This is a genomic window from Sorangium sp. So ce375, from assembly GCF_051473855.1.
GTDB lineage: Bacteria > Myxococcota_A > Polyangia > Polyangiales > Polyangiaceae > Sorangium.
On sequence record NZ_CP150335.1, the window covers coordinates 4,704,653 to 4,725,104 of the forward strand.

Sequence of the window (20,452 nt, forward strand, 5' to 3'; positions counted from 1 at the left end):
CCGAGCTCCATGCCGCGGATGAGAAATCATGTCTGTTACGATGAAATTCGCTGTCGAGTCGCCTGCTCCCGTCGTTGAGAGGCACGCGGGCCGTCCGGCCGAGCAAGACGTCGAAGGCGGCGCGCCGCGCCACCTGGTGCCGCTGGCCGGAGGACCGTTCGGGTTATGGCCTTTCGCGTGCGTTCGCGGCGCGGGGTTCGCGTCGCAGACCATCCTGTCGCTCGCGGCCCCCGGGACGGCCGCCATGCTCGACAGGGTGCTCGATGCCGGAGGGGCCGCCCCGACGGGGAGCGTGATCCACGCGGATCTGCAGCGCTCGTTCGAGGTGGAGACGGCGCGGGTCAGCGAGGCGCTGCGCGCGGCGGTGCAGGACGACCGGTTCCGCGAGGCGGTGGTCTGGCAGAACAGGCGCGCCCTTCACACGGGGCTCGACGGCCTCCTGCGCAAGCCGCCCGGCCACAGGGACAAGAAGACGCGGCAGAGAGAGGCGCTGGTCGCCGCCTACCTGCAGCGCTATTGCGTCAAGAACGACTCCATCGGCTTCTTCGGGCCCATCGGCTGGTGCCGTATCGGCCTCGGCCCCGAGGCGATCGTCGCCCGGCCCGGGTCAGGCCTGCTCGCCGCGCGGAATGTCTACTTCGAGAGCTGGGCGATCGACGCGATCTCGTCGCGGCTGAGCTCGGACCCGGAGCTCAGGCCGTTCGCGGCGCCCCGGCTGCTCCCCTACATCCGCGTCGATGGGGGCGCGCTGCAGATCCCGTCCGTCGGGGCCATGCCGCTCACGCCGGCGCAGGCTGCGGTCCTCGAGGGCTGTGACGGCGTGACGCCCGCGAGGGCGCTCGCGCGCCGGCTCGTCGGCGACCCGTCGCTCGGGCTGAGCGGTGAGGCGGAGGTGTTCGACATCCTCGACAGGGCGTGCGCGATGGGCGTCGTCGCGTGGGACTTCGAGGTCGCGCTCCAGCTGACGCCGGAAGAGGCGCTGCGGCGCGCGCTCTCCGGGATCGAAGATCAGGCGCTCCGCGAGCGCGCGCTCATGCCCCTCGACGAGATCGAGCGGGCGCGCGGCGAGGTCGCCGCCGCGGCCGGCGACTCCCGCGCCCTCGACGCCGCCATGGAGCGCCTGGAGGACACGTTCCACCGGCTGACCGGCGCGGCCGCGACGCGCTCCGATGGAGAGATGTACGCGGCGCGCACGCTCGTCTACGAGGATTGCAGGCGCGACCTGGACATGGAGATCGGGGCTCCGCTGCTCCAGAAGCTCGCTCCACCGCTGTCGCTCCTGCTCCTCAGCGGCCGCTGGCTGACCTACGAGGCCGGGCGCCGTTACCTCGTGGTGCTGCGGGGCCTGTTCGAGCGACTCTCGGCGCAGCAGGGCGGCGGACCGGTCGAGCTCACGGTGTTCCACAAGGCCCTCGCGGAGAGCGAGCCGTGGCTGCAGGAGATGCGCGGCACGCCGGATTGGGTCAGGCCGGTGCAGCAGGAGCTGCAGCGCCGCTGGGCCGAGATCCTCGATGTGCCGGCCGGCACGCGCTCCGTCGAGCGCGATCCGGCCGCGCTGCTGCCGCACGTGCTGCGCGCCTTCGACGCGCCGCGCCCAGGCTGGGCCAGGGCTCGTTACATGTGCCCTGATCTGATGATCGCGGCAAAGGGCGTCGAGGCCCTACGCCGTGGGGAGTGCGATCTGGTCATGGGGGAGATGCACCTGACGCACACGCTGACGGCGTCCTGCTTCGCTGTCCAGCACCCGTCGATGAGCGAGCTCATCGAGCGCTGGGAGCTCGACAACCCGAGCCCGAGCGTCATCCCCGTGCTTCCGAAGGCTCAATGGTGCCAGCGCATCAACGAGATCGCCCTCGGCTCAGCGGACTACCGTTATGCGTTCTCGCGGGATCCTTCTCCCGCGCCTCTGGCGCGGACGCTGCGCGTGTCGGACCTCGTCGTCGTGGACCAGGACGGGGCGCTCGAGGTCCACGCGCGGGGCGGCGGCTACCGCGGTGGCCTCCTCGATTTCATGGGCATGATGCTCTCGTCGATGGTCACCAACGCCCTGGACGTCCTGCCGGCAGAGGACCACACGCCGCGGCTCAAGATCGGCGATCTCGTGGTCGCGCGAGAGCGCTGGCGCTTCGTCGCGTCGCAGCTGAGCTTCGCGCGCGAGGAGGAGCCGCTCGCTCGCTGGCTCGCGGCGCGGCGCTGGCAGCGCGCGCACGGGCTGCCGCGGTTCATCTTCTTCAAGTCGCCCTTCGAGGCCAAGCCGTACTACGCGGACCTCGACAGCCCGATCTTCGTGGACACCCTCGCGAAGATCCTCCGGCGCGCCAGCGAGCTCGACGCGTCGGCGAAGGTGAGCGTCGCCGAGATGCTGCCGAGCATCGATGAGCTCTGGCTGCCGGACGCGGACGGAAAGCGGTATACATGCGAGCTCCGGCTCGTCGCCTTCGACGCAAAGGGGCTCTAAACATCGATCGCATCAGTTTCTCCGGGAAATCAACGGAAGAGAAACCGCAAGGGCGCGAGGGGCGCAAGGGAGGACAGGAAACTATCTCAGCTCTCAGCCCTCATCCCTTGCGCCCCTTGCGCCCTTGCGGTTTCTCTTCCCCCGCATTCCCTTGGCCTTGGAGCTTGCTCCCAGCTATTAGGAAGGGACCTTCGCCATGCCCATCATCCATCGAGTCAACGCGCTCCACGCTGAAATGACCGCGTGGCGCCGTGAGATCCACGCCCACCCCGAGACCGCGTTCGAGGAGGCGTGCACCTCGGACTTCGTGGCGGAGAAGCTCTCGTCCTTCGGCGTGGAGGTCCACCGCGGCCTCGCGAAGACCGGCGTCGTGGGCACGCTCAGGGCCGGGTCGGGCCACCGCGCCATCGGGCTCCGGGCGGACATGGACGCGCTGCACGTTCACGAGGCCAATACCTTCGCCCACCGCTCTCGGAACGAGGGGAAGATGCACGCCTGCGGCCACGACGGACACACGGCGATGCTCCTCGGGGCCGCCAAGCACCTCGCCGAGACGAGGGCGTTTGAAGGCACCGTCCACTTCATCTTCCAGCCCGCCGAGGAGAACGAGGGGGGCGGCCGCGTGATGGTCGAGGACGGCCTGTTCGAGAAGTTTCCGGTGGAGGCGGTCTTCGGCATGCACAACTGGCCTGGTATTCCCGCTGGCCAGTTCGCCGTGATGCCCGGGATCATGATGGCGAGCTTCGATATCTTCGAGATCAAGATCACGGGCCGCGGCGCCCACGCGGGGATGCCGCACCACGCCGTCGATCCGATCGTCGCGGGGAGCGCGCTCGTGCAGGCGCTGCAGGCGATCGCGAGCCGCAGCGTGAGCCCGGTCGACGCGGCGGTGGTCAGCGTCACGCAGTTCCACGCCGGCGACACGTGGAACGTGATCCCGGATGAGGTCACGCTGCGCGGCTCGGCGCGGGCGCTCAAGCCCGAGGTGCAGGCGCTCGTCGAGGGCTCCCTGCGCCGCATCTGCGAGGGCATCGCCGCCGCTCACGGCTGCAGGGTCACGGTGCGGTACGAGCACCGCTACCCGCCCATCATCAACACGCCGAAGGAAGTCGGCATGGCGATCGCGGCGATGTCGCAGGTGATCGGCGGCGAAAATGTGCACACCGACATTCAACCGACGATGGGCGCCGAGGATTTCGCGTTCATGCTGCGCGAGAGGCCTGGCGCCTACGTCTGGCTCGGCAACGGCGTCGGCGCCGAGAGCCGCATGCTGCACAACCCTGGTTACGACTTCAACGACGAGATCCTGCCCATCGGCGCGAGCTACTGGGTGACGCTCGTCGAGCAGACGCTGTCGAAGAAGGCCATCGTCTAGCCAGGATCTGGGCAGGCGGATGGCCGCTAGAGCGCCGAACACGTTGGAGTTCCGAAGAATCAACAGAAGGGAAGAGAAACCGCAAGGGCGCGAGGGGCGCAAGGGGAAGGCAAGAGAATCTCTGGTCTCTCGACCCTTGCGCCCCTTGCGCCCTTGCGGTTTCTCGCTCTTCCGCATTTCTTGCCCTTGGAGCTAGCTCCCCGGCAGATCGGTCGGGCCTCGCAACCCATTTGATCCAGGTAACTTTCAATCTGTCTGGTGCCTTAGGAGGAACTTTACGTCGGTGTTCCGCGCCGTGAAGCGCACTTTGTCGGACGCCTATAGTTTGGCAGCGCCGTACAATGATGTGTCGAAAATACCGATTCACAATGTGATCGACCTGTCGCACGCTGGGGGTATCTGAAGCGAAGGGACCGGGCTCGCGCGCCTCGCAGGTACACCGGGGCCCCGATCGCTTTCTTAACCTGGAGAACGTTGCGATGAGGATCGAGAGGCTCTTCAACGTGCTGATCTTGAGCGGCGCGGCGATCGGGCTCGGCGCCTGCGGCGACGACGGCGGAGAAAACGCCGGCAACGGCGGCGCGTCGGCCACCGCGGGCGCGACCAGCGGGGGCGCCCCGGGCAGCGGCGGGGCTGGAGATGGCGCCACGGCGGGCAGCGGGGGCGGCGGCGAGAGCGCGACGGAGGGCAGCGGCGGGGCTGGAGGTGGCGCCGCGGCGGGCAGCGGCGGCGGCGAGAGCGCCACAGCGGGCAGCGGCGGAGGCGACGGCGCCGGCGGGGCGAGCAGCCTTGATTGCTCGGCAGTGCCCGATCCCTACGACGCGTGCGGTTGCACCTGCTGCTGGATGACGGGCTGCCTCAACACCGAGCCTTGCTGCGCAACGTTCTGCCGGCTGGGCAACGACGGCGAGGGCTGCTGCGGTGGTTGACGCCGGCGCCCCGGCCGCGCGCGAGGCCGCGGCGCGCGTCTGGCGGAGCCGGACGTGCGCGGAGCTCGAGGCGGCGGCGCGCTTCTCCCGGCTCGCGGAGCAGCTCGCGGCGGCCGGCGCCGTGGACCCCGTGATCGCGATGGCGCGCCATGCGGCCGAGGACGAGCGGCGCCACGCGGCGCAGTGCGCGGCGCTCGTGCGCGAGCTCGGCGGCGCGCCCTTCGATCCCGGCGCGGCCCCCGAGGCGCCCGCGGTGGCGCCGCGCGGGCTCGGGGCACGCGAGCGGCTGCTCTACGAGGTGGTCGCGATGTCCTGCATCACCGAGACGCTCAGCGCGGCGCTGCTCGGCGAGATGGTCGAGCGCGCGACGGATCCGCGCATCCGCGACACCATGCAGCAGATCCTGCGCGACGAGGTGGACCACGCGCGGCTCGGCTGGGCGCACCTCGCCGCCGAACGACAGCGCGGCTGCGCGGACGTCATCGGCCCCCACGTGCCGGCGATGCTCGCCGGCACGGTGCACGAGGAGCTCTTCTCGTCCCGGGCAGAGCACCCTGAACAGGACGCGCTGTCCGGCCTCGGCGCGCTGGATCGCGCCGAGCGCCGGCGGATCTTCGACGAGACGATGCGCCTCGTGGTCTTCCCGGGGCTGCGGCGTTTCGGGATCGACACCGGCCGAGGTGAGCAATGGCTGACGGAGAGGCTGCCGTGATGGAAGCGAGAGACCTAGCAGCAATTAGGTAGTCGCAATGTTCGTGCCACATAGAGGGCTGCAGCCGGCGACGTTTTTTGCCCGACGCACCGATGAGTTCCGCGCGCTCCGGCAGTCCACCGTCCGGACCCATCCCGCGGCAGCGCCCCCACCGGGCAAGGCCATTCCCGATGACAATGGAGACGTACCCATGACCCGGATCGAACTGCCGCGCGTCGTCTCGCGCGCCGAGTGGCTGGAGGCACGCAAAGCGCTGCTCACCCGCGAGAAGGAGCTGACGCGAGCGCGCGACCAGCTCAACGCGGATCGCCGGCGCCTGCCGATGGTCGAGGTCGCCGAGCCCTACGAGTTCTCGGGTGCCCACGGCAAGCTGCGCCTGCTCGATCTGTTCGAGGGCCGGCAGCAGCTCATCGTCTATCACTTCATGTGGCTGTTCGATGACGACGGCAAACCCAAGGATCGCGGCTGCCCGAGCTGCTCGGGCTTCGCCGATCAGATCTCGAAGGGCCACCTGCGCCACTGGCATGGCGTCGGTACCACGTTCGCGTTCATCTCGCGCGCTCCCTGGGAGAAGATCGCGCCGTTCAAGGAGCGTATGGGCTGGCCCGTGCCCTGGTACTCGTCGGAAGGCAGCCGCTTCAACTACGACTACCACGTCACGCTGGACGCCTCGGTCGCACCCGTCGAATACAACTACCGCACGCCCGCCGAGCACGAGCAGGCGGGATCCGCGGTTTATCTGGGCGGCAAGCAGCCCTTCGACCTGCACGGGCTGAGCTGCTTCCTGCGCGACGGCGAGCGCGTGTACCACACATACTCGACCTACGGGCGCGGCACGGAGTCGACGGGCGGCTCGTACTATTTCCTCGATCTCACCGCGCTCGGGCGCCAGGAGCCGTGGGAAGAGCCCAAGGGGCGCAGCGCCGGGCTCGGCGCCAAGGCCGGCGACGAGCGCATCCGCTACCCCGACGAGCAGGAAGACCTGTCGGATTCGAGCGGCGCGCGGCCCGCGCGCGCCGCCCCCGAGGCGGACGACTGTTGCTCACGGCTGCGGCGCTGAACGCGGATCTCGCGCCGCACCCGGCGAAAGCGCGACGCCCGAGCCGCCGCGAGCGCCGCGGGCGGGCCTGAGCACCTCTCACCGCGCATCGAACCTCACGTCGAGATCCGGGTACTTGCGGGCGAGGTACTCCAGCGCCAGCCACGTGTGACAGTGCCGAACGTCGGGTTGGTGAGCCGTGGGGCAGTTGCAGCCGAGGAAGACGTCACCTTCCCGGGCCTCCTGCGCCAGCGCGTCGAAGCGCGCCGGTTGCTCCGCAAACCGCTCATCGAGCACCGCAAGGTACGCGGCGCGAAACCTCTTGAAGCCGGCTTGCGACGGGTCGGACAGGAACTCTTCGACCATCTCCGGGGTGGGCCTCAGGACGTGATGCGTGTGTTTGCGCGTGTCGTACCGCTTGCCTTCTGGCAGCGGATTGTCCTCCGGACGGTGCCCGCGGACGAGCTGGTAGCGTGCGAGCATGCGCTCATTCCTCCTTTCGTCTTCGTTTGCAACTGCAACGGCCGTGACACCTCATGGCGGTCCGCTCGAAGCGCTGTGAGCAGCGCGCGCGCCGCTCACAGCGGCGCCGGGGCGCGCGCCACGCGGCCGCCCACGACCACCATGTCGATCGGCGTGTCGACGAGCGAGCGATCGGGCGAGAGATCGCGGCCGAGGACGGTCAGATCGGCCACGAAGCCGGGCGCGATCCGGCCCCGCTGGCCCTCGGCCCAGGCCGCGTACGCGGGCGCGGCGGTGAAGGCCAGGAGCGCCTCGTCGAGGTCGAGCCGCTCCTCGGGCATCCACCCGCCCGGGGGCTGGCCCGAGAGATCCTGCCGGGTCACGGCCGCGTAGATGCCGAGCAGCGGCGAGGGCTCCTCCACGGGGAAATCCGAGCCGAACACGAGGCGGGCGCCCGACGATAACAGCGACCGCCAGGCGTACGCGCCCTTCAGGCGATGGGCGCCGAGCCGCGCGGGCGCCCACGGCATGTCGCTCGTCGCGTGCGTCGGCTGCATCGAGGCGATCACCCCGAGCGCCGCGAAGCGCGGCAGATCGTCGGGCGAGAGGATCTGCGCGTGCTCCACCCGGAACCGCAGCGCCGCCGCGCGCCCCGGGCCGAGCGCCTCGAACGCGTCGAGCACGGCGCGGTTGGCGCGGTCGCCGATCGCGTGCACCGCCAGCTGGAAGCCCGCGTCCGCGACGAGGCGCGCCGCGCGCGCGAGCGCCTCGCGATCCATCAGCAAGAGCCCGCTCGTCGAGGGTTCGTCCGCGTACGGATCGAGCAGCGCAGCCCCGCGCGAGCCGAGCGCGCCGTCGGCGAACAGCTTGACCCCGCGCAGCACGAACATCGCCGTGCCTGTCGCGTCCACGTCGGGCGCGCGCCCCTTCAGCCCATCGAGCGTCCCCGCGCCAGCGAGGTACGCGTAGACACGGATCGGCAGCCGCCCGGCGGCGGCGAGCGCGCGGTAGACGGCCACGGTCTCGTCGTCGATGCCCATCTCGTGCACGCTCGTGAGCCCGGACGAGAGCGCCGCCTCGGCCGCGCGCAGGATGCGCCGCTCGCGCACGGCGGGCGGATCGGCCGGGATCTTGGCCTCGACGAGGTCCATCGCGTTGTCGACGAAGACGCCCGTCGGCTCGCCCGCCGCGTCGCGCAGGACGCGCCCGCCCGGCGGATCGTGCGTGCCCGTGCCGACGCCGGCGGCGCGCATCGCCGCCGCGTTCGCCCAGAGCGCGTGCCCGTCGACGCGGCGCAACGCCACCGGGTGCTCGGGCGCCGCCGCGTCCAGCGGGGCGTGCGTGGGGAACGCGGCGCCCGGCCAGAGGTTCTGGTCCCAGCCGCGCCCGGTGATCCACTCGCCCCTCGGGCGGGCCTTCGCCTCCTCGGCCACGATCGCCGCCGCGGCCTCGGCGCTCTTGGTCCCACGCACGCTCAGCGTCTCCAGCGCGACCCCGAGCCCGTAGAGGTGGGCGTGCCCATCGACGAGCCCGGGTACGACAGCGCGCCCCGGCAGCTCCTCGACGCGCGTCCCCGGCCCGACGAAGGCCTTCGCGCCGGCCGCGCTGCCCACGAAGACGATCCGCTCGCCGCGCACGGCGACCGCCTCGGCGCGCGGCTTCCCGGGGTCCATCGTGCGGACGACGCCGGCCGTGATCACGAGATCTGCGGGCGCCCCGGGCGTCGCCACCGGGGCGGGCGGGCCCGGCGAGGCACAGCCGAGGGCGAGGCTGCCGAAGAGGCTCAGGCGCGTCGCTCGGAGCGCGTTCGACATGAGCGCCACCCTAGCACCCGCGCGGGGCGCGCAACGCCGGGCAGGGCGCCGGCCTCACCTCGCTCGATCCAGCGCGCGAGGAAGAGGCAACCGCGCGGCCATGGCCATGGGCGTGACTCGCCGGGATCGACGGTGCGAGGCGCGGGGCGGGTGGATGCACGCTCGCTCGCCGGAGAACGAGGTCTCTCGATAGATAGATCGATTGAATGAGGGGGAGTGGTCCGAAAGAGGTGTTCGTGGTCGTGAACGCGCTTGGTCAACACCGATGAGGGTGGGGCAGGGTTGATCCGGGCCGATTGGCCCGGGTCAGCTCGGCTGCTCCGGATGTCGCCTCGTCGAGGGGGGTGTTATGCTCGCGCGCGTCGATCGAGCGCGGCGCGGCGCCGTGCCGGGAGGTCATTGGATGTCATCTGTCAGGGGTTTCACCCTCGAGCTGTCTCAGATCGAGTACTTCGGGCAAGGCCTCGTCCGGCCGGAGTGCGTGATCGTCGAGCCCGGCGGCACGCTCTGGACCTCGGACGCTCGCGGCATCGCGACGCGCATCGAGCCCGATGGCAGGCAGGCGACCCTCGGCCCGGAGGTGCCCGAGCCGAACGGCATGGCGATGGATCGGCAGGGCAACCTCATCGTCGCCAGCATGTCGGGCGGCAAGATCTACAAGCTCCACCGCGACGGCAGCTCCGAGATCCTCCTCGACTCCATCGACGGCAAGCCGCTCGGCGCCGTGAACTTCTGCTTCATCGACTCGCGGGATCGCCTCTGGATCTCCGTCACGACACGGCACCTCCCGTGGTGGACCGCCGTGGTCGGCAACATCCGCGACGGGTACATCGTGCTCGTCGACGAGAAGGGCCCCCGCATCGTGGCCGATGGCCTCAGCTTGACCAACGAGGTCCGCCTCGACGCCGCAGAGCGGTTCCTGTACGCCGTCGAGACCGTCCCCGGCCGTCTCCTCCGCTTCCCGGTGCGAGACGACGGAAGCCTGGGTGATCCCGAGCAGTTCGGCCCCGACAGCCTCGGCATCGGCGGGTACATGGATGGCTTCGCCTTCGACGCCGAGGGCAACATCTGGGTGGCGGCCGTCTGTCGCAACGGCCTCGCGGTGATCTTCCCCGACGGCAGCTACCAGACCGTCTTCGAAGATCCGCGCCCTGCGGTCCTCGAGGCGATGATCGTGAAGCAGCGGAACGGCACCATCGAGCCGGCCGATCTCGGCGCCTGCGCGGGGAGCACGCTGCAGCTGCCCACCAGCATCGCGTTCGGCGGCCCCGATCTCCGCACCTGCTACATGGGGTCGCTCGCCATGTCGCGGCTCCTCACGTTCCGCGCGCCCGTCGCGGGGCTCCCGCTCGCTCACATGCGGTGATCGCCGCCGGCGCCCAAGAGTTCGCGAGATCTTCCCCAGCATGGCTCTCGCCCACGAGCGGTGGAGCCTTGACCAGCGTGTCGGGGCCACCCTGCACGACAAGGAGCCAGCGGGGAAGATGGGCCACCAGCTCGCCTGAGAGCGCGGCCAGTCGTTCGAGGTGATCCGAGATGGAATCGACGGTCCTTCATCAGGGTACAGGCTTCACGATCCACGCCGCGCGCGGCACCCCCTTCGGCGCGATCGTGGCGCTCAAGCAGCCTACTGGCGACCTCGTCACCGAGCGCCAGGAGGCGGCGCTCGACAACGAGTTCGAGATCCTGCACGGGCTCTCGCTGCCCGGGATCCGCAGGGTGTACGGGCGCGGCGTCGTCGACGGCAAGCCGGCCCTGTACCTGGAGCTCTTCGACGGCCTGACGCTCAGGCGCTTCGTCGCCGAGCACCGCCCGGCGCTCCGCGAGCGCGTCGAGATCGCCGTCGCGATCGCGCGCGCGCTGGCCGGGCTGCACCGGGCCGGCATCATCCACCGCGATCTGAGCGGCGCGAACGTCCTCGTCGCGCCGGAGACCCGGCAGATCTGCATCATCGATCTCGGCCTGAGCGTGCGCGGCGCGGCGCTCGAAGGCGTCCTCGCAGAGCCGGCCGGGACGCTGGAGTACATGGCCCCCGAGCAATCGGGGCGCACGAGGCACAGGCTCGATCACCGGGCGGATCTCTACGCGCTCGGCATCCTGCTGTACGAGCTGTTCGTGGGCGAGCTGCCCTTCGTGTCGGACGACCCGCTCGATCTCCTCCACCGACACCTCGCCGAGCGCCCGCCGCCGCCCGCGCAGCGCGATCCCTCGTTGCCGGCGCCGATCAGCGAGCTCGTGATGGCGCTCCTCGAGAAGGATCCGGACGCGCGGTACCAGTCGGCCGAGGGCGTCGTCCACGATCTACGCCGCTGCCTGGAGCAGCTGGAGGCGCGCTCCTCCATCGCGCCGTTCCCGCTGCGCCGCGCGGATCCCGCGCTCGCGCTGAGCGCCCCGCCGCGGCTGTACGGGCGCGACGAGGCGCTCTCGGCGCTCCGCGCCACCTTCGAGCAGAGCGCCGCCTCGGCCGAGGTCGTGCTGATCGCCGGCCACTCCGGCATCGGCAAGACGTCGCTCGTCGAGCAGCTGCGCGAGGAGGTCACGGCGGCCGGCGGCGCGCTGGTCACGGGCAAGTGCGAACAGTACGCGCGCACCGCGCCCTACGGCGTCTTCGTCCAGGCGATGGCGGCGATCTCCGCGCGCGCGCTCGGGCTGCCCGCGCTGGAGTACGCGCGAACGCAGGAGGCCGCGCGGGCCGCGGTGGGAGATCTGGGTCAGGTCCTGCTCGGCGTGATGCCAGGCCTCGCGCCGCTGCTCGGGGAGCCGCCGAGCGCGCCGGTGCTGTCCGGGCAGGAGGCCCAGAACCGCTTCAATCACCTCTTCTCGCGCCTGCTCGGGGCGCTGCTCAGCCCCGAGCGGCCGCTCGTCCTGTTCCTCGATGATCTCCAGTGGATCGACTCCGCGTCGCTCGGGCTGCTGAGGCACGTGCTCGGCGAGGACCGGCCGCCGGGGCTCATGCTGCTCGGCGCATACCGCGACAACGAGGTCGACCCATCCCACCCGCTCCGCGTCGCCCTGGACGACCTCGAGCGGCGCGGCGTCCCGATACGGACCTTGGCGCTCCACGATCTCGACCCCGCGCACGTCCGCGCGCTGCTCGCCGACACCTTCGCGCCGTGGGCCCCCGGCGCCGACGTCGAGCAGCTCGCCGCGGAGCTCCACCGGCGGACCCAGGGCAACCCGTTCCATGTGCGCTGCGCGCTGCGGGACCTCATGAGCGCGCGGTGCCTCCGCTTCTCGTCCAGCGGCGGCGGGTGGACATGGGAGGCGGCGGCGCTCGATCGGCTCGCCGTGACGGAGAGCGTGATCGAGCTCCTGGCCCGCAAGCTCGCCGAGCTCCCCGCCCGGTCGCGCGAGGTCCTGGCCGTCGCGGCGTGCGTCGGGGAGCGGGCGCCCCTCGGGCTCCTCGGGGCCGCGCTGTCGTGCTCGGCCGCCGAGATCGACGAGGCGCTCTGCGTCGCCGAGGGCGAGGGGCTCCTGCGCGCGGGCGCCGGCGAGGTGCGCTTCGCCCACGACCGCATCCAGCAGGCCGCCTACGGCCTCCTCGACGAGGAGGAGCAGCGGCGGTGGCACCTCAGGCTCGGGCGGCTGCTGCTCGCAGGCCCGCGGGGCGACCGGGGCGAACCGGCGCGCTTCGACGCCGCCGACCACCTCGGCCGCGCGCTCGACCTCATCGACGATCCCGAGGAGCGCCTCCTCGTCGCGCGCCTCGAGCTCGCCGCCGGGCAGCGCGCCTTGCACGCCGGCGCCCCGGAGCAGGCGCGCGTCTTTCTCTCGAGCGGCGCCGCGCTGCTCCCCGCGGACGCCTGGACGGCGCTCCCGGAGCTCGCCTCCGCGCTGCACCGCGCGCTCATGGAGGCGGAGTTCCTGACGGCGCGCTTCGAGCGCGGCGACGAGATCTTCGCGCTCCTCCTCGCGCGCGAGCCCTCGCCGGTCGCGCTCGCGGACGCCTACTACCTGCACATCATGCAGCGGACGATGCAGGGCCGGTACGTCGAGGCGCTCGTCGCCGGGCGGACGATCCTCGGCGCGCTCGGGTTCGAGCTGCCCGAGTCGGTCACCGCCGCGGAGCTCGAGCGGGACCTCGGGCGGCTCGAGGAGCGGCTCCGGGGCCGCGATCTCCGGGCGCTGCTCGACGCGCCGGCCGTGGAGGACGAGCGCATCCGCAAGGCCGCGAAGATCTGCGGCGCCATGTGCCCGACAGGCTTCTTCGTGGACCCGCTGTACAACGGCCTCCTCGGCCTCCTCGCGTGGAACATCGTCCTCGACGCGGGCCCCTGCCGCGGCCTCGGCTTCCCGATCGCGACGACGACGCTCATGTACTACCTGTTGCGGAACGACTACCGCGCCGGGGAGGCGTCCGCGCGCTTCGGGATGGATCTCGCGGCGCGGCTCTCCGACGGGCTGGATCAAGGCAACTGCGCCCATATCTATGCGCTGTTCACGAGCCACTGGTCGCGCCCCCTCTCGGACTCGTTGCCCGTGGCGCGACAGGCGTTCACCTCGCTGATCGAGAGCGGGGACGTCCAGATGGCGGGCTACACGTTCTTCAGCACCCTGGGCGCGACTTACGAGAGCGGCGCCCGCCTCGCCGACGTTCAGGCGGAGGCGGATCGGGCGCTCTCCTTCGTGCGGAAGACGAACAACCGCCATGCCTCTGGCGCCTTCGTCGTCTTCGCGCGGCTCGTCGCGGCGCTCGGGGCGCCCGAGGGGTGCGCCGCCTCCTTCGATGGAGGCGGGTTCTCGGAGCGAGCGTATCTGGCGGAGATCGGCCAGAACCAGATGGCGCTCGCCTACTATCATATCTACAAGCTCGTCCTCTGCTATCTCCTGGACGCTCAGGAGGATGCCTGTCGCCACGCGGAGCGCGCGACCGAGCTCGCCCCGTTCATCACCGGCTTCCTGCCGGTCGTCACGGCGAACACGTATGCCTCGCTCGCGTTTCTGCGCAGGGCCGAGGCGGCGGACGCTGCGGAGCGGCAGGTGTGGCTCGAGCGCGTCGCGTCGAACCAGCGGCAGCTCGGCGCGTGGGCCGCGAGCGCCGCCGAGAGCTTTGGCCACCGTCACGACCTCGTCGAGGCCGAGCGCCTTCGGCTCGCCGGCGAGCACTGGGCGGCGCTCGATCTGTACGACCGGTGCATCGAGAGGGCCGGGGCGAGCGGGCAGATCCACGAGGGGGCGCTCGCCTGCGAGCTCGCGGGGCGGCACCTCCTCGCGCTGGACAAACCGCGGCTCGCGCAGCCCTACCTCGTCGAGGCGCTGCACGGATACCGCCGCTGGGGCGCGCGCGCCAAGGTCCAGCAGCTCCAGGCGACGCACGCGGCGCTGCTGCGGCGGCGCTCGACGAGCGTCGCGCCCACGAGCTCCGCGCCCGGCCCGGCGACGGCGGGCAACGCCACCACGGAGTCGCTGTCACCGAGGCTCGACGTCGGCTCCATCCTGAAGGCGGCCCGCGCCGTCGCGAGCGAGATAGTCCTCGATCGCCTGCTCGATCGGCTCATGCGGGTGCTCCTCGAGAACACCGGGTCGGAGCGCGGCCTGCTCCTCTTGCCGCGGGGGGGCGAGCTCGCGGTGGCCGCGTCGCTCCGGGTCGGCGAGGGCGAGCCGGCCCTCGGGTATTCCGGCGCGGTCGTGAGTTATGTGGAGCGCGCCCGCGAGCCGCTCGTCGTGGACGACGCCGCCACGGATCCGCGCTTCGCCGGCACCTTCGGCGCCACGTCCGGCCCGCGCTCGCTCCTCTGCGCGCCGCTCCTCGACCGGGGGGAGCTCGTCGGGATCGTGTACCTCGAGAACAACCTCACGACCGGCGCGTTCACCCCGGATCGGCTGCACGTCACGAGCCTCCTCGGGGCGCAGGCGGCGCTGTCGATCAACAACGCGCTCCTCTATGCGACGCTCGAGCGCAAGGTCGAGGAGCGCACCGCCGAGCTGCGCGAGAGGAACGAGGAGCTCGAGCGCAGCAGGCTGCTCCTCGCGCAGCTCGCGGACGAGCTATCGACGCCGCTCATCAAGCTCGGCGACCGGGTGCTCATGGCGCCGCTCATCGGGGGCGTCGACGACGCGCGCGCGGAATCCATCATGGACCGCGTCCTGTCCGCGATCTCCGCCGGGAGCGCCGCCCATGTGATCCTCGACGTCACCGGCGTCTCGCGGATGGACACGAGCACCGCCAGCCACCTCGTGCGCCTCGTCCGCGCGGCGAGTCTCCTCGGCGCCGAGGCCATCCTGGCCGGCGTCCCGCCGCAGGTGGCGATGTCGCTCGCGTCGCTCGGCGTGGATCTGTCAGGGGTCTGTACGGTGCGCGACGTCCAGGCGGCGCTCGCGCGCTGCTACCGGCCGGGCCTGCGCTCCGTCGGAGCGCGGGGCTGATCTCCGGGACCTGGAATACCGAACACATTAAATTTTCGGGGAATCAACAGGAGAGAAGATAAACCGCAAGGGCGCGAAGGGCGCAAGGGGAAGACAGGGAATTATCTCATCTCTTGTCTCTCATCTCTTGTCTCTCATCTCTTGTCTCTCATCTCTTGTCTCTCATCTCTTGTCTCTCATCTCTTGTCTCTCATCTCTTGTCTCTCATCTCTTGTCTCTCATCTCTTGTCTCTCATCTCTTGTCTCTCATCTTTTGCGCCCCTTGCGCCCTTGCGGTTTCTCTTTGTCTCTCATCTCTTGTCTCTCATCTCTTGTCTCTCATCTTTTGCGCCCCTTGCGCCCTTGCGGTTTCTCTCTTTCCCGCATTCCTTGCCCTCGGAGCTTGCTTCCCTAGCCGATGATGGCGCGAGGCTCAGGGGAGCCGATCTTGCGGAAGATCGTCCTGAACGCCGTCGACCGCCTGGCGCGAGGAGCTCCCGGCGCGGTACATGAGGTCCTGCCACACGATGGAATCGCGCGTGGGGAACGCGCTCGTGACGTCGAGCGCGGTCGCGCCGTTCCTGATGAGCCGGAACCTGGGCCGATCGTTCACGTTCAGCGGCGCGTCGAAGAGCTGCGGCCCCGCGCCGACGTCGGCCTGATACGGGGCGCCGCCGGACGTGATCTGGATACGCCCGCTCGACTTCAGCATGCCGAGCACGAACACCCGATCGAGGAAGGGCACGTTGTTCTTCGAGGTGAACGTCTTCGGCTGCTTCAACGGGTCCGGCCTCGCGGTGCTCAGGTGCATGCGGTGCGAATAGTACAGGACGTCACGCACGATCGTCGGCTGCTTGCGCGTCTTGAACCACGTCGCGTAATAGGCCGTCAGGTCGTACGTCGCGTACTGCATGGCCGAGTTGGGCCTCAGGGCGTGGCCCTCGTAGTGGTCGTTCCAGGTGAGGATCTGGACCATCTTCACGCCCGAGTCGATGGCGGCCTTCCAGCTCTTCTGCTGCGTCTTGAAGCCCGCCGTCTCGAGCGCCCACCCGGCGGTGGGGCGGTGATCCGTGTGGCTGACGGGCGGCGCGTAAGGGATCCCGTTCTGGTCGCCCCAGGTCTTCTGCGCGCTCACGCTGGACGCGAAGTTGGCGCTGTAGGGGAGGTTGTCCCAGCGCGAGAAGACAGCGCCCGTCATGAAGGGCTTCATCGCGTTGCGGTTCGCGTCCGAGGGATCGAGCAGCGACCCCCACATCACCGCGTCGATCCCGTGGACCGTCTTCAGCTGATCGAAGAACTCCGTGTACCACGACGGGGGGAGCGCCTCGGGCCGGAAGCTGCCGACGAGGTACTTGCCGTTGAGCTTCATCCACGAGGCGTGGCCCTTCAGCGTGGCGAGGTCGTCGGCCCGCTTCCGGGGCTCGTCTTTCCCGGCGTTCGTCGAGAGGATATGGCTGTCGACGTTGGGGATCACGTAGAACGGCGCGGCCGGGTTCTCCGCGTTGAACTCGTCGGCCGCGTCGAGCATGTTCGTCAGCCACTTCCAGCGCGAGTCCGTGGTCCGGAACCAGAAGTTCACGAGGAACCCGTCGATGCCGACGGCCGCGGCCGTCTCGACGTCGCGCTTCATGTCGCGCTCGGCATAGTCCGCTTCCGCCGCCGGAACGGGCAGGATCGGGATGGGCCGATCGCGCAGCCACCCGCCGATCGACTTGTAGTCCCCCGTGGGCTGGAGCCATCCGACGTACTTGTCGGCGCCCGTCGAGGAGATCTGCCGGACCGGGAAGTTGTGCCAGTGCGCGAAGACCTTGTAGCCGCTCGACGCGAGCTCGGCCCTCGCCGGCATGTCGAACGGCAGGAGGGCGTTGTTCAGCTCGAAGGCGGCCTTTGTCGCGGCCGCCGCGGGGGCGGCCGCGGGCGCGGCTCCGTCGGCGAGCCCCGCGGGCTCCGCCAGATCCTGCTCCTCGGCGGTCGTCTGCTCCAACGGGTCACCCGCGTCGTCGCCGGCCGTCACGCAGGACGAAAGCGCCGCCGCGCTGGCGACGAGGATCAAACCGTGCTTCAAGCGGGAAAGGAACAAGCTTGACAAAGGGCATCTCTCTCTCTTCGGCCGACTCCGGCCGAGGTGATGACAAGCATCGCCGCGCTCACACAGGTGCGCACATGCCGCCTTTCGTCGGCTCGATGACTGAAATCGTCGAATGTTTCGTGGGTATCATGGTTGTTATCAAGGAAGACTTAACAATCTGTTAACAATGCGCTGGCGAGCCGTGTTTACATGATGGTTCGAGCTCGCTTGAGCGCAACAAGAAAGCGCTGTTTTGTCGTCTCGTTGTCGACCTGAACAAATCGAGCCACACCGCACATCGCATGGTGCGGCGCGCTCGAGCTCTGGTGTTGAGGTGCGTTGACCGAAGGTGGCGGGGCTTGGGCCGCCGAGCCGTCACGAGCCGTCACAAGGCGCCAAGGAAAACAGAAAGATCTTGGCGTCTTATGGCCTCTTGGCGGTGCCATGATTCCGGCAGGGTAGGGTAAGTCCAACATCACCCGAACTCTCTGCGACGGCGCGGGGCGAGATGGTGTAGGGTGATCCGCGCTGTCCGCCATCGTCTCCCAGCCACGGAGCTGCCGAATGCCTCGTGTTCACCTCGTCACCACCGGCGGCACCATCGCGAGCCGCGTCGACCCGAAGACGGGCGCCGCCGTGCCCGCGGTCCGCGCGGAGGAGCTCGTCGCCGACGTGCCCGCGCTCGGCCGCGTCGCCGAGATCGCGGTCACCGAGTTCTGCCTCGAGAGCAGCTGGAACCTCGGACCGGACAGGATCGCGGCGCTCGCGCGCGCCGTGCGCGATCTGCAGGTCGATCCCGAGGTGACCGGCGTCGTCGTCACCCATGGCACGGACACCCTCGAGGAGACGGCGTTCGCGCTGGATCTCTTGCTCGACGGGGACACCCCGGTGGTGCTCACCGGCGCGATGCGGGACGCGAGCACCGCGGGGACCGACGGCCCGCGCAACCTCGTCTCGGCGGCGCGGATCGCTGTCGAGCCCGCGGCGCGGGGGCTCGGCGTGCTCGTCGCGCTGAACGACGAGATCCACGCGGCCCGGTGCGTGATGAAGACCCACACGACCGCGCTCGGCACGTTCGCCTCGCCGGGCGTGGGCCCGGTCGGCTGGGTCGACGGCGAGGGCGTCCGCGTCCACGCGCGCCCAGCGAGGACGCCGACGCTGCCGCTCGCCCCGCCCGAGCCGCGGGTCTACCTCGTCAAGATGGCGTCCGGGATGGACGATCTCCTGCTGCGCGCGGTCCTCGACGCCGGCGCGCGCGGCGTGGTGATCGAGGGCTCGGGCGCGGGGAACGTCTGCGGGAGCTGGGAGGGGGCGATCGGCGCGCTGGTGCAGGCCGGCACGCCCGTGGTGCTGAGCTCTCGCTGCCCCGGCGGCCGGGTCACGCCGACGTACGGCGCGCCCGGCGGCGGGCGGCGGCTCCGGGATCTCGGGGTGATCGCCGCGGGCGCGCTCTCGGGCCCCAAGGCGAGGCTCGCGCTGATGTTCGCGCTCGGGGCAGGGCTCGACGCGGCGGCGCTACGCGCGTACTTCGACCGGCTTGCCGGGTAGGCCCTCGCCCCTCGCGCCCGGCTGCGGACCGCGCCGCTCGTCGCCGGCGCCCGCCTTTCGCTTCAGCTTCTCCTCGACCCGCGTGCCCTTGAAGAAGCTCGCGTTGGCCTCGGTGTAGAGCTTGTACGGGTTCTCGAACACGTACGCCTTGAAGTCCTCGGCGCTGATGACGCCCTCTTCCACGAGGTGCCAGCTCTCCGCGAGCGCCTCCGTCAGGTCGGGGACGTCCCAGTGGCCGACGTCGGAAGAGTAGATGGCGTTGATCTTCACGCCGAGCGGGTTCGCCTTGGCGTTGAACGCGGCGGCGATGGTGCGGTCGTCCGACTCGGATCCGAAGAAGAAGTTGTTCACCCAGCGGTCGCGGATGTCCTCGATCTTCTCGATGCCCGCGGCCGCGAAATCGTTGCGGTACTCCGGCGCAGGCTGGCGGGCGTCGCTCGTGTACCCGGCCCCCAGCGTGTCGGCGATCAGCTGCTCGCCCTCGATGGAGCGCCCCTTCGCGAGATCCGCGCCGAAGCGCCGGAACAGCTCGGTGAAGAGCGCGCGGTCGGTCGCCGCGGGATCGTAGTGCTTCAGGCCCTCCGGACCGCGCTTCTGGAACCGGTCGACGAGGTGGATGTAGACCCGCGCGCCCCAGTCCGCCCCGCCCTCGAGCATGCCGATGCGCAGCCCCGGGAAGCGGCGGGTGACGCCCCCGAAGAACAGCGCCTTGGCGAACGCCTCCGAGCCGTCGGCGAAGTGGCCGACGTGGTTGTTCATGTAATTGCTGATCGAGGAGCGCCCCGTCCAGCCCTGGCTCCCGTAATGGGTGAGGACAGGCACGCCGAGCTCGACGACCTTCGCCCAGAAAGGATCGTAGTTGTGCTCGCTGTCGAGGCCGTAGAAATCGATGTACGTCGCGTACTTCGCGATCTCCGGGTGCTGGTCCGGCGGGTACTTCTCCGCGATCGCCTTGATGGGTCGGCGCACGCCGCCGGAGATGTTGATCGCCTTGAGCCCCAGCTTCTTGACGGCGAACTCCAGCTCTTCGATCCCCTCCTGGGGCGTGTTCAGCGGGATGCCGGCGACCGGGGTGAGGCGGTCGCTGTACTTGCGGAACAGGTCCGCGTGGTAGTGGTTGATCGCGCGCTGCAGCGCCTGCCGCGCGCCCGGGTCCCTCACCGCCAGCGGCGCGAGGGTGTTGTTCGGGAACAGGACCGAGTAATCGGACCCTTGCTCTTCCAGGCGCTCGGCGAGCAGCTCCGGCAGGTGGTAGGTGGCCACGTCCAGCGTGTTGCGCGTCACCCGCGCCCACCAGGGCGACCTGACGGTGCGGTGGTGCTGCCGCTCCTCGGGCGTCTGGCTGTACCAGTCCTTGCCGCTGCTGTTCTCGGCGTTGCGTCGCCGGGAGCTCAGCGCCTTGCGCAGATCGTCGACGAGCTTCGCGCCTCCGTACGTGGCGACGAAATCCTCCAGGGCCGGCGTGTAGTCGTTTGTGTGGATGTCCGTGTCGATGACGGGGTGATCGAGCTTTTCTTTGACCGCCACGGAGGGGGAGGCCTTGAGACGAGCGATACGGTCAGTCATGAAAGACTCCGGAGAGGCTAAGGGCGCGCCGATGTCGCCGGTGTGAAGTCGATGGGCTTGTTGGCGCGCGGCTAAGTGCAATGTGCGTGCCCCGAGGCCGCTGCACCCACGTTCCTCCTTTGCTGCGGATCCGGGC

General features: G+C 70.3%; 12 protein-coding genes. 8 read left to right on the top strand and 4 right to left on the bottom strand.

The window, feature by feature from the left end:
* Positions 1-40 precede the first annotated feature (40 nt).
* From WME90_RS17470 to WME90_RS17490, 5 genes are all read left to right on the top strand, one after another.
* Positions 41-2,458 carry a lantibiotic dehydratase gene (locus WME90_RS17470; RefSeq protein ID WP_437282276.1) on the top strand — a complete coding sequence of 806 codons (2,418 nt, stop codon included), beginning with the start codon at positions 41-43 and terminating at the stop codon, positions 2,456-2,458.
* Between the two features lie 196 nt (positions 2,459-2,654).
* Positions 2,655-3,833 (top strand): M20 aminoacylase family protein, encoded by a 1,179-nt coding sequence (locus tag WME90_RS17475; RefSeq protein ID WP_437282277.1) that lies wholly within the window; start codon positions 2,655-2,657, stop codon positions 3,831-3,833.
* 479 nt (positions 3,834-4,312) lie between these two features.
* Positions 4,313-4,762, top strand: coding sequence for a hypothetical protein (locus WME90_RS17480; protein WP_437282278.1), 450 nt, complete (start codon positions 4,313-4,315; stop codon positions 4,760-4,762).
* Entirely contained in the window at positions 4,755-5,474 is a 720-nt protein-coding gene (locus WME90_RS17485) for a ferritin-like domain-containing protein (RefSeq protein WP_437282279.1), read from the top strand. The genes WME90_RS17480 and WME90_RS17485 overlap by 8 nt, the downstream gene beginning before the upstream one ends.
* Before the next feature lie 190 nt (positions 5,475-5,664).
* A complete protein-coding gene (locus WME90_RS17490) occupies positions 5,665-6,534 on the top strand; it encodes a DUF899 domain-containing protein (RefSeq protein ID WP_437282280.1) in 870 nt (289 codons plus the stop codon).
* Positions 6,535-6,612: 78 nt separating this feature from the next.
* On the opposite strand, the gene WME90_RS17495 is transcribed toward WME90_RS17490, so the two are convergent.
* Positions 6,613-6,996 carry a hypothetical protein gene (locus WME90_RS17495; RefSeq protein ID WP_437282281.1) on the bottom strand — a complete coding sequence of 128 codons (384 nt, stop codon included), beginning with the start codon at positions 6,994-6,996 and terminating at the stop codon, positions 6,613-6,615.
* 95 nt (positions 6,997-7,091) lie between these two features.
* Positions 7,092-8,789 carry an amidohydrolase gene (locus WME90_RS17500; protein ID WP_437282282.1) on the bottom strand — a complete coding sequence of 566 codons (1,698 nt, stop codon included), beginning with the start codon at positions 8,787-8,789 and terminating at the stop codon, positions 7,092-7,094.
* 403 nt (positions 8,790-9,192) lie between these two features.
* Here WME90_RS17500 and WME90_RS17505 point away from each other — a divergent pair, with 403 nt between their 5' ends.
* Together WME90_RS17505 and WME90_RS17510 are read left to right on the top strand one after the other, a co-directional pair.
* Positions 9,193-10,155 (top strand): SMP-30/gluconolactonase/LRE family protein, encoded by a 963-nt coding sequence (locus WME90_RS17505; RefSeq protein ID WP_437282283.1) that lies wholly within the window; start codon positions 9,193-9,195, stop codon positions 10,153-10,155.
* A 170-nt stretch (positions 10,156-10,325) separates the two neighbouring features.
* Positions 10,326-15,155, top strand: a complete 4,830-nt coding sequence (locus WME90_RS17510) for an AAA family ATPase (protein ID WP_437282284.1) — start codon at positions 10,326-10,328, stop codon at positions 15,153-15,155.
* 412 nt (positions 15,156-15,567) lie between these two features.
* Here WME90_RS17510 and WME90_RS17515 read toward each other — a convergent pair whose 3' ends face one another.
* Entirely contained in the window at positions 15,568-17,187 is a 1,620-nt protein-coding gene (locus WME90_RS17515) for an endo-1,3-alpha-glucanase family glycosylhydrolase (protein WP_437282285.1), read from the bottom strand.
* A gap of 579 nt (positions 17,188-17,766) precedes the next feature.
* On the opposite strand from WME90_RS17515, the gene WME90_RS17520 reads away from it, so the two are divergent.
* Entirely contained in the window at positions 17,767-18,750 is a 984-nt protein-coding gene (locus WME90_RS17520; protein WP_437282286.1) for an asparaginase, read from the top strand.
* On the opposite strand, the gene WME90_RS17525 is transcribed toward WME90_RS17520, so the two are convergent.
* A complete protein-coding gene (locus tag WME90_RS17525; protein ID WP_437282287.1) occupies positions 18,718-20,316 on the bottom strand; it encodes an amidohydrolase family protein in 1,599 nt (532 codons plus the stop codon). The two genes, WME90_RS17520 and WME90_RS17525, sit on opposite strands and share 33 nt — an antisense overlap.
* Positions 20,317-20,452 lie beyond the last annotated feature (136 nt).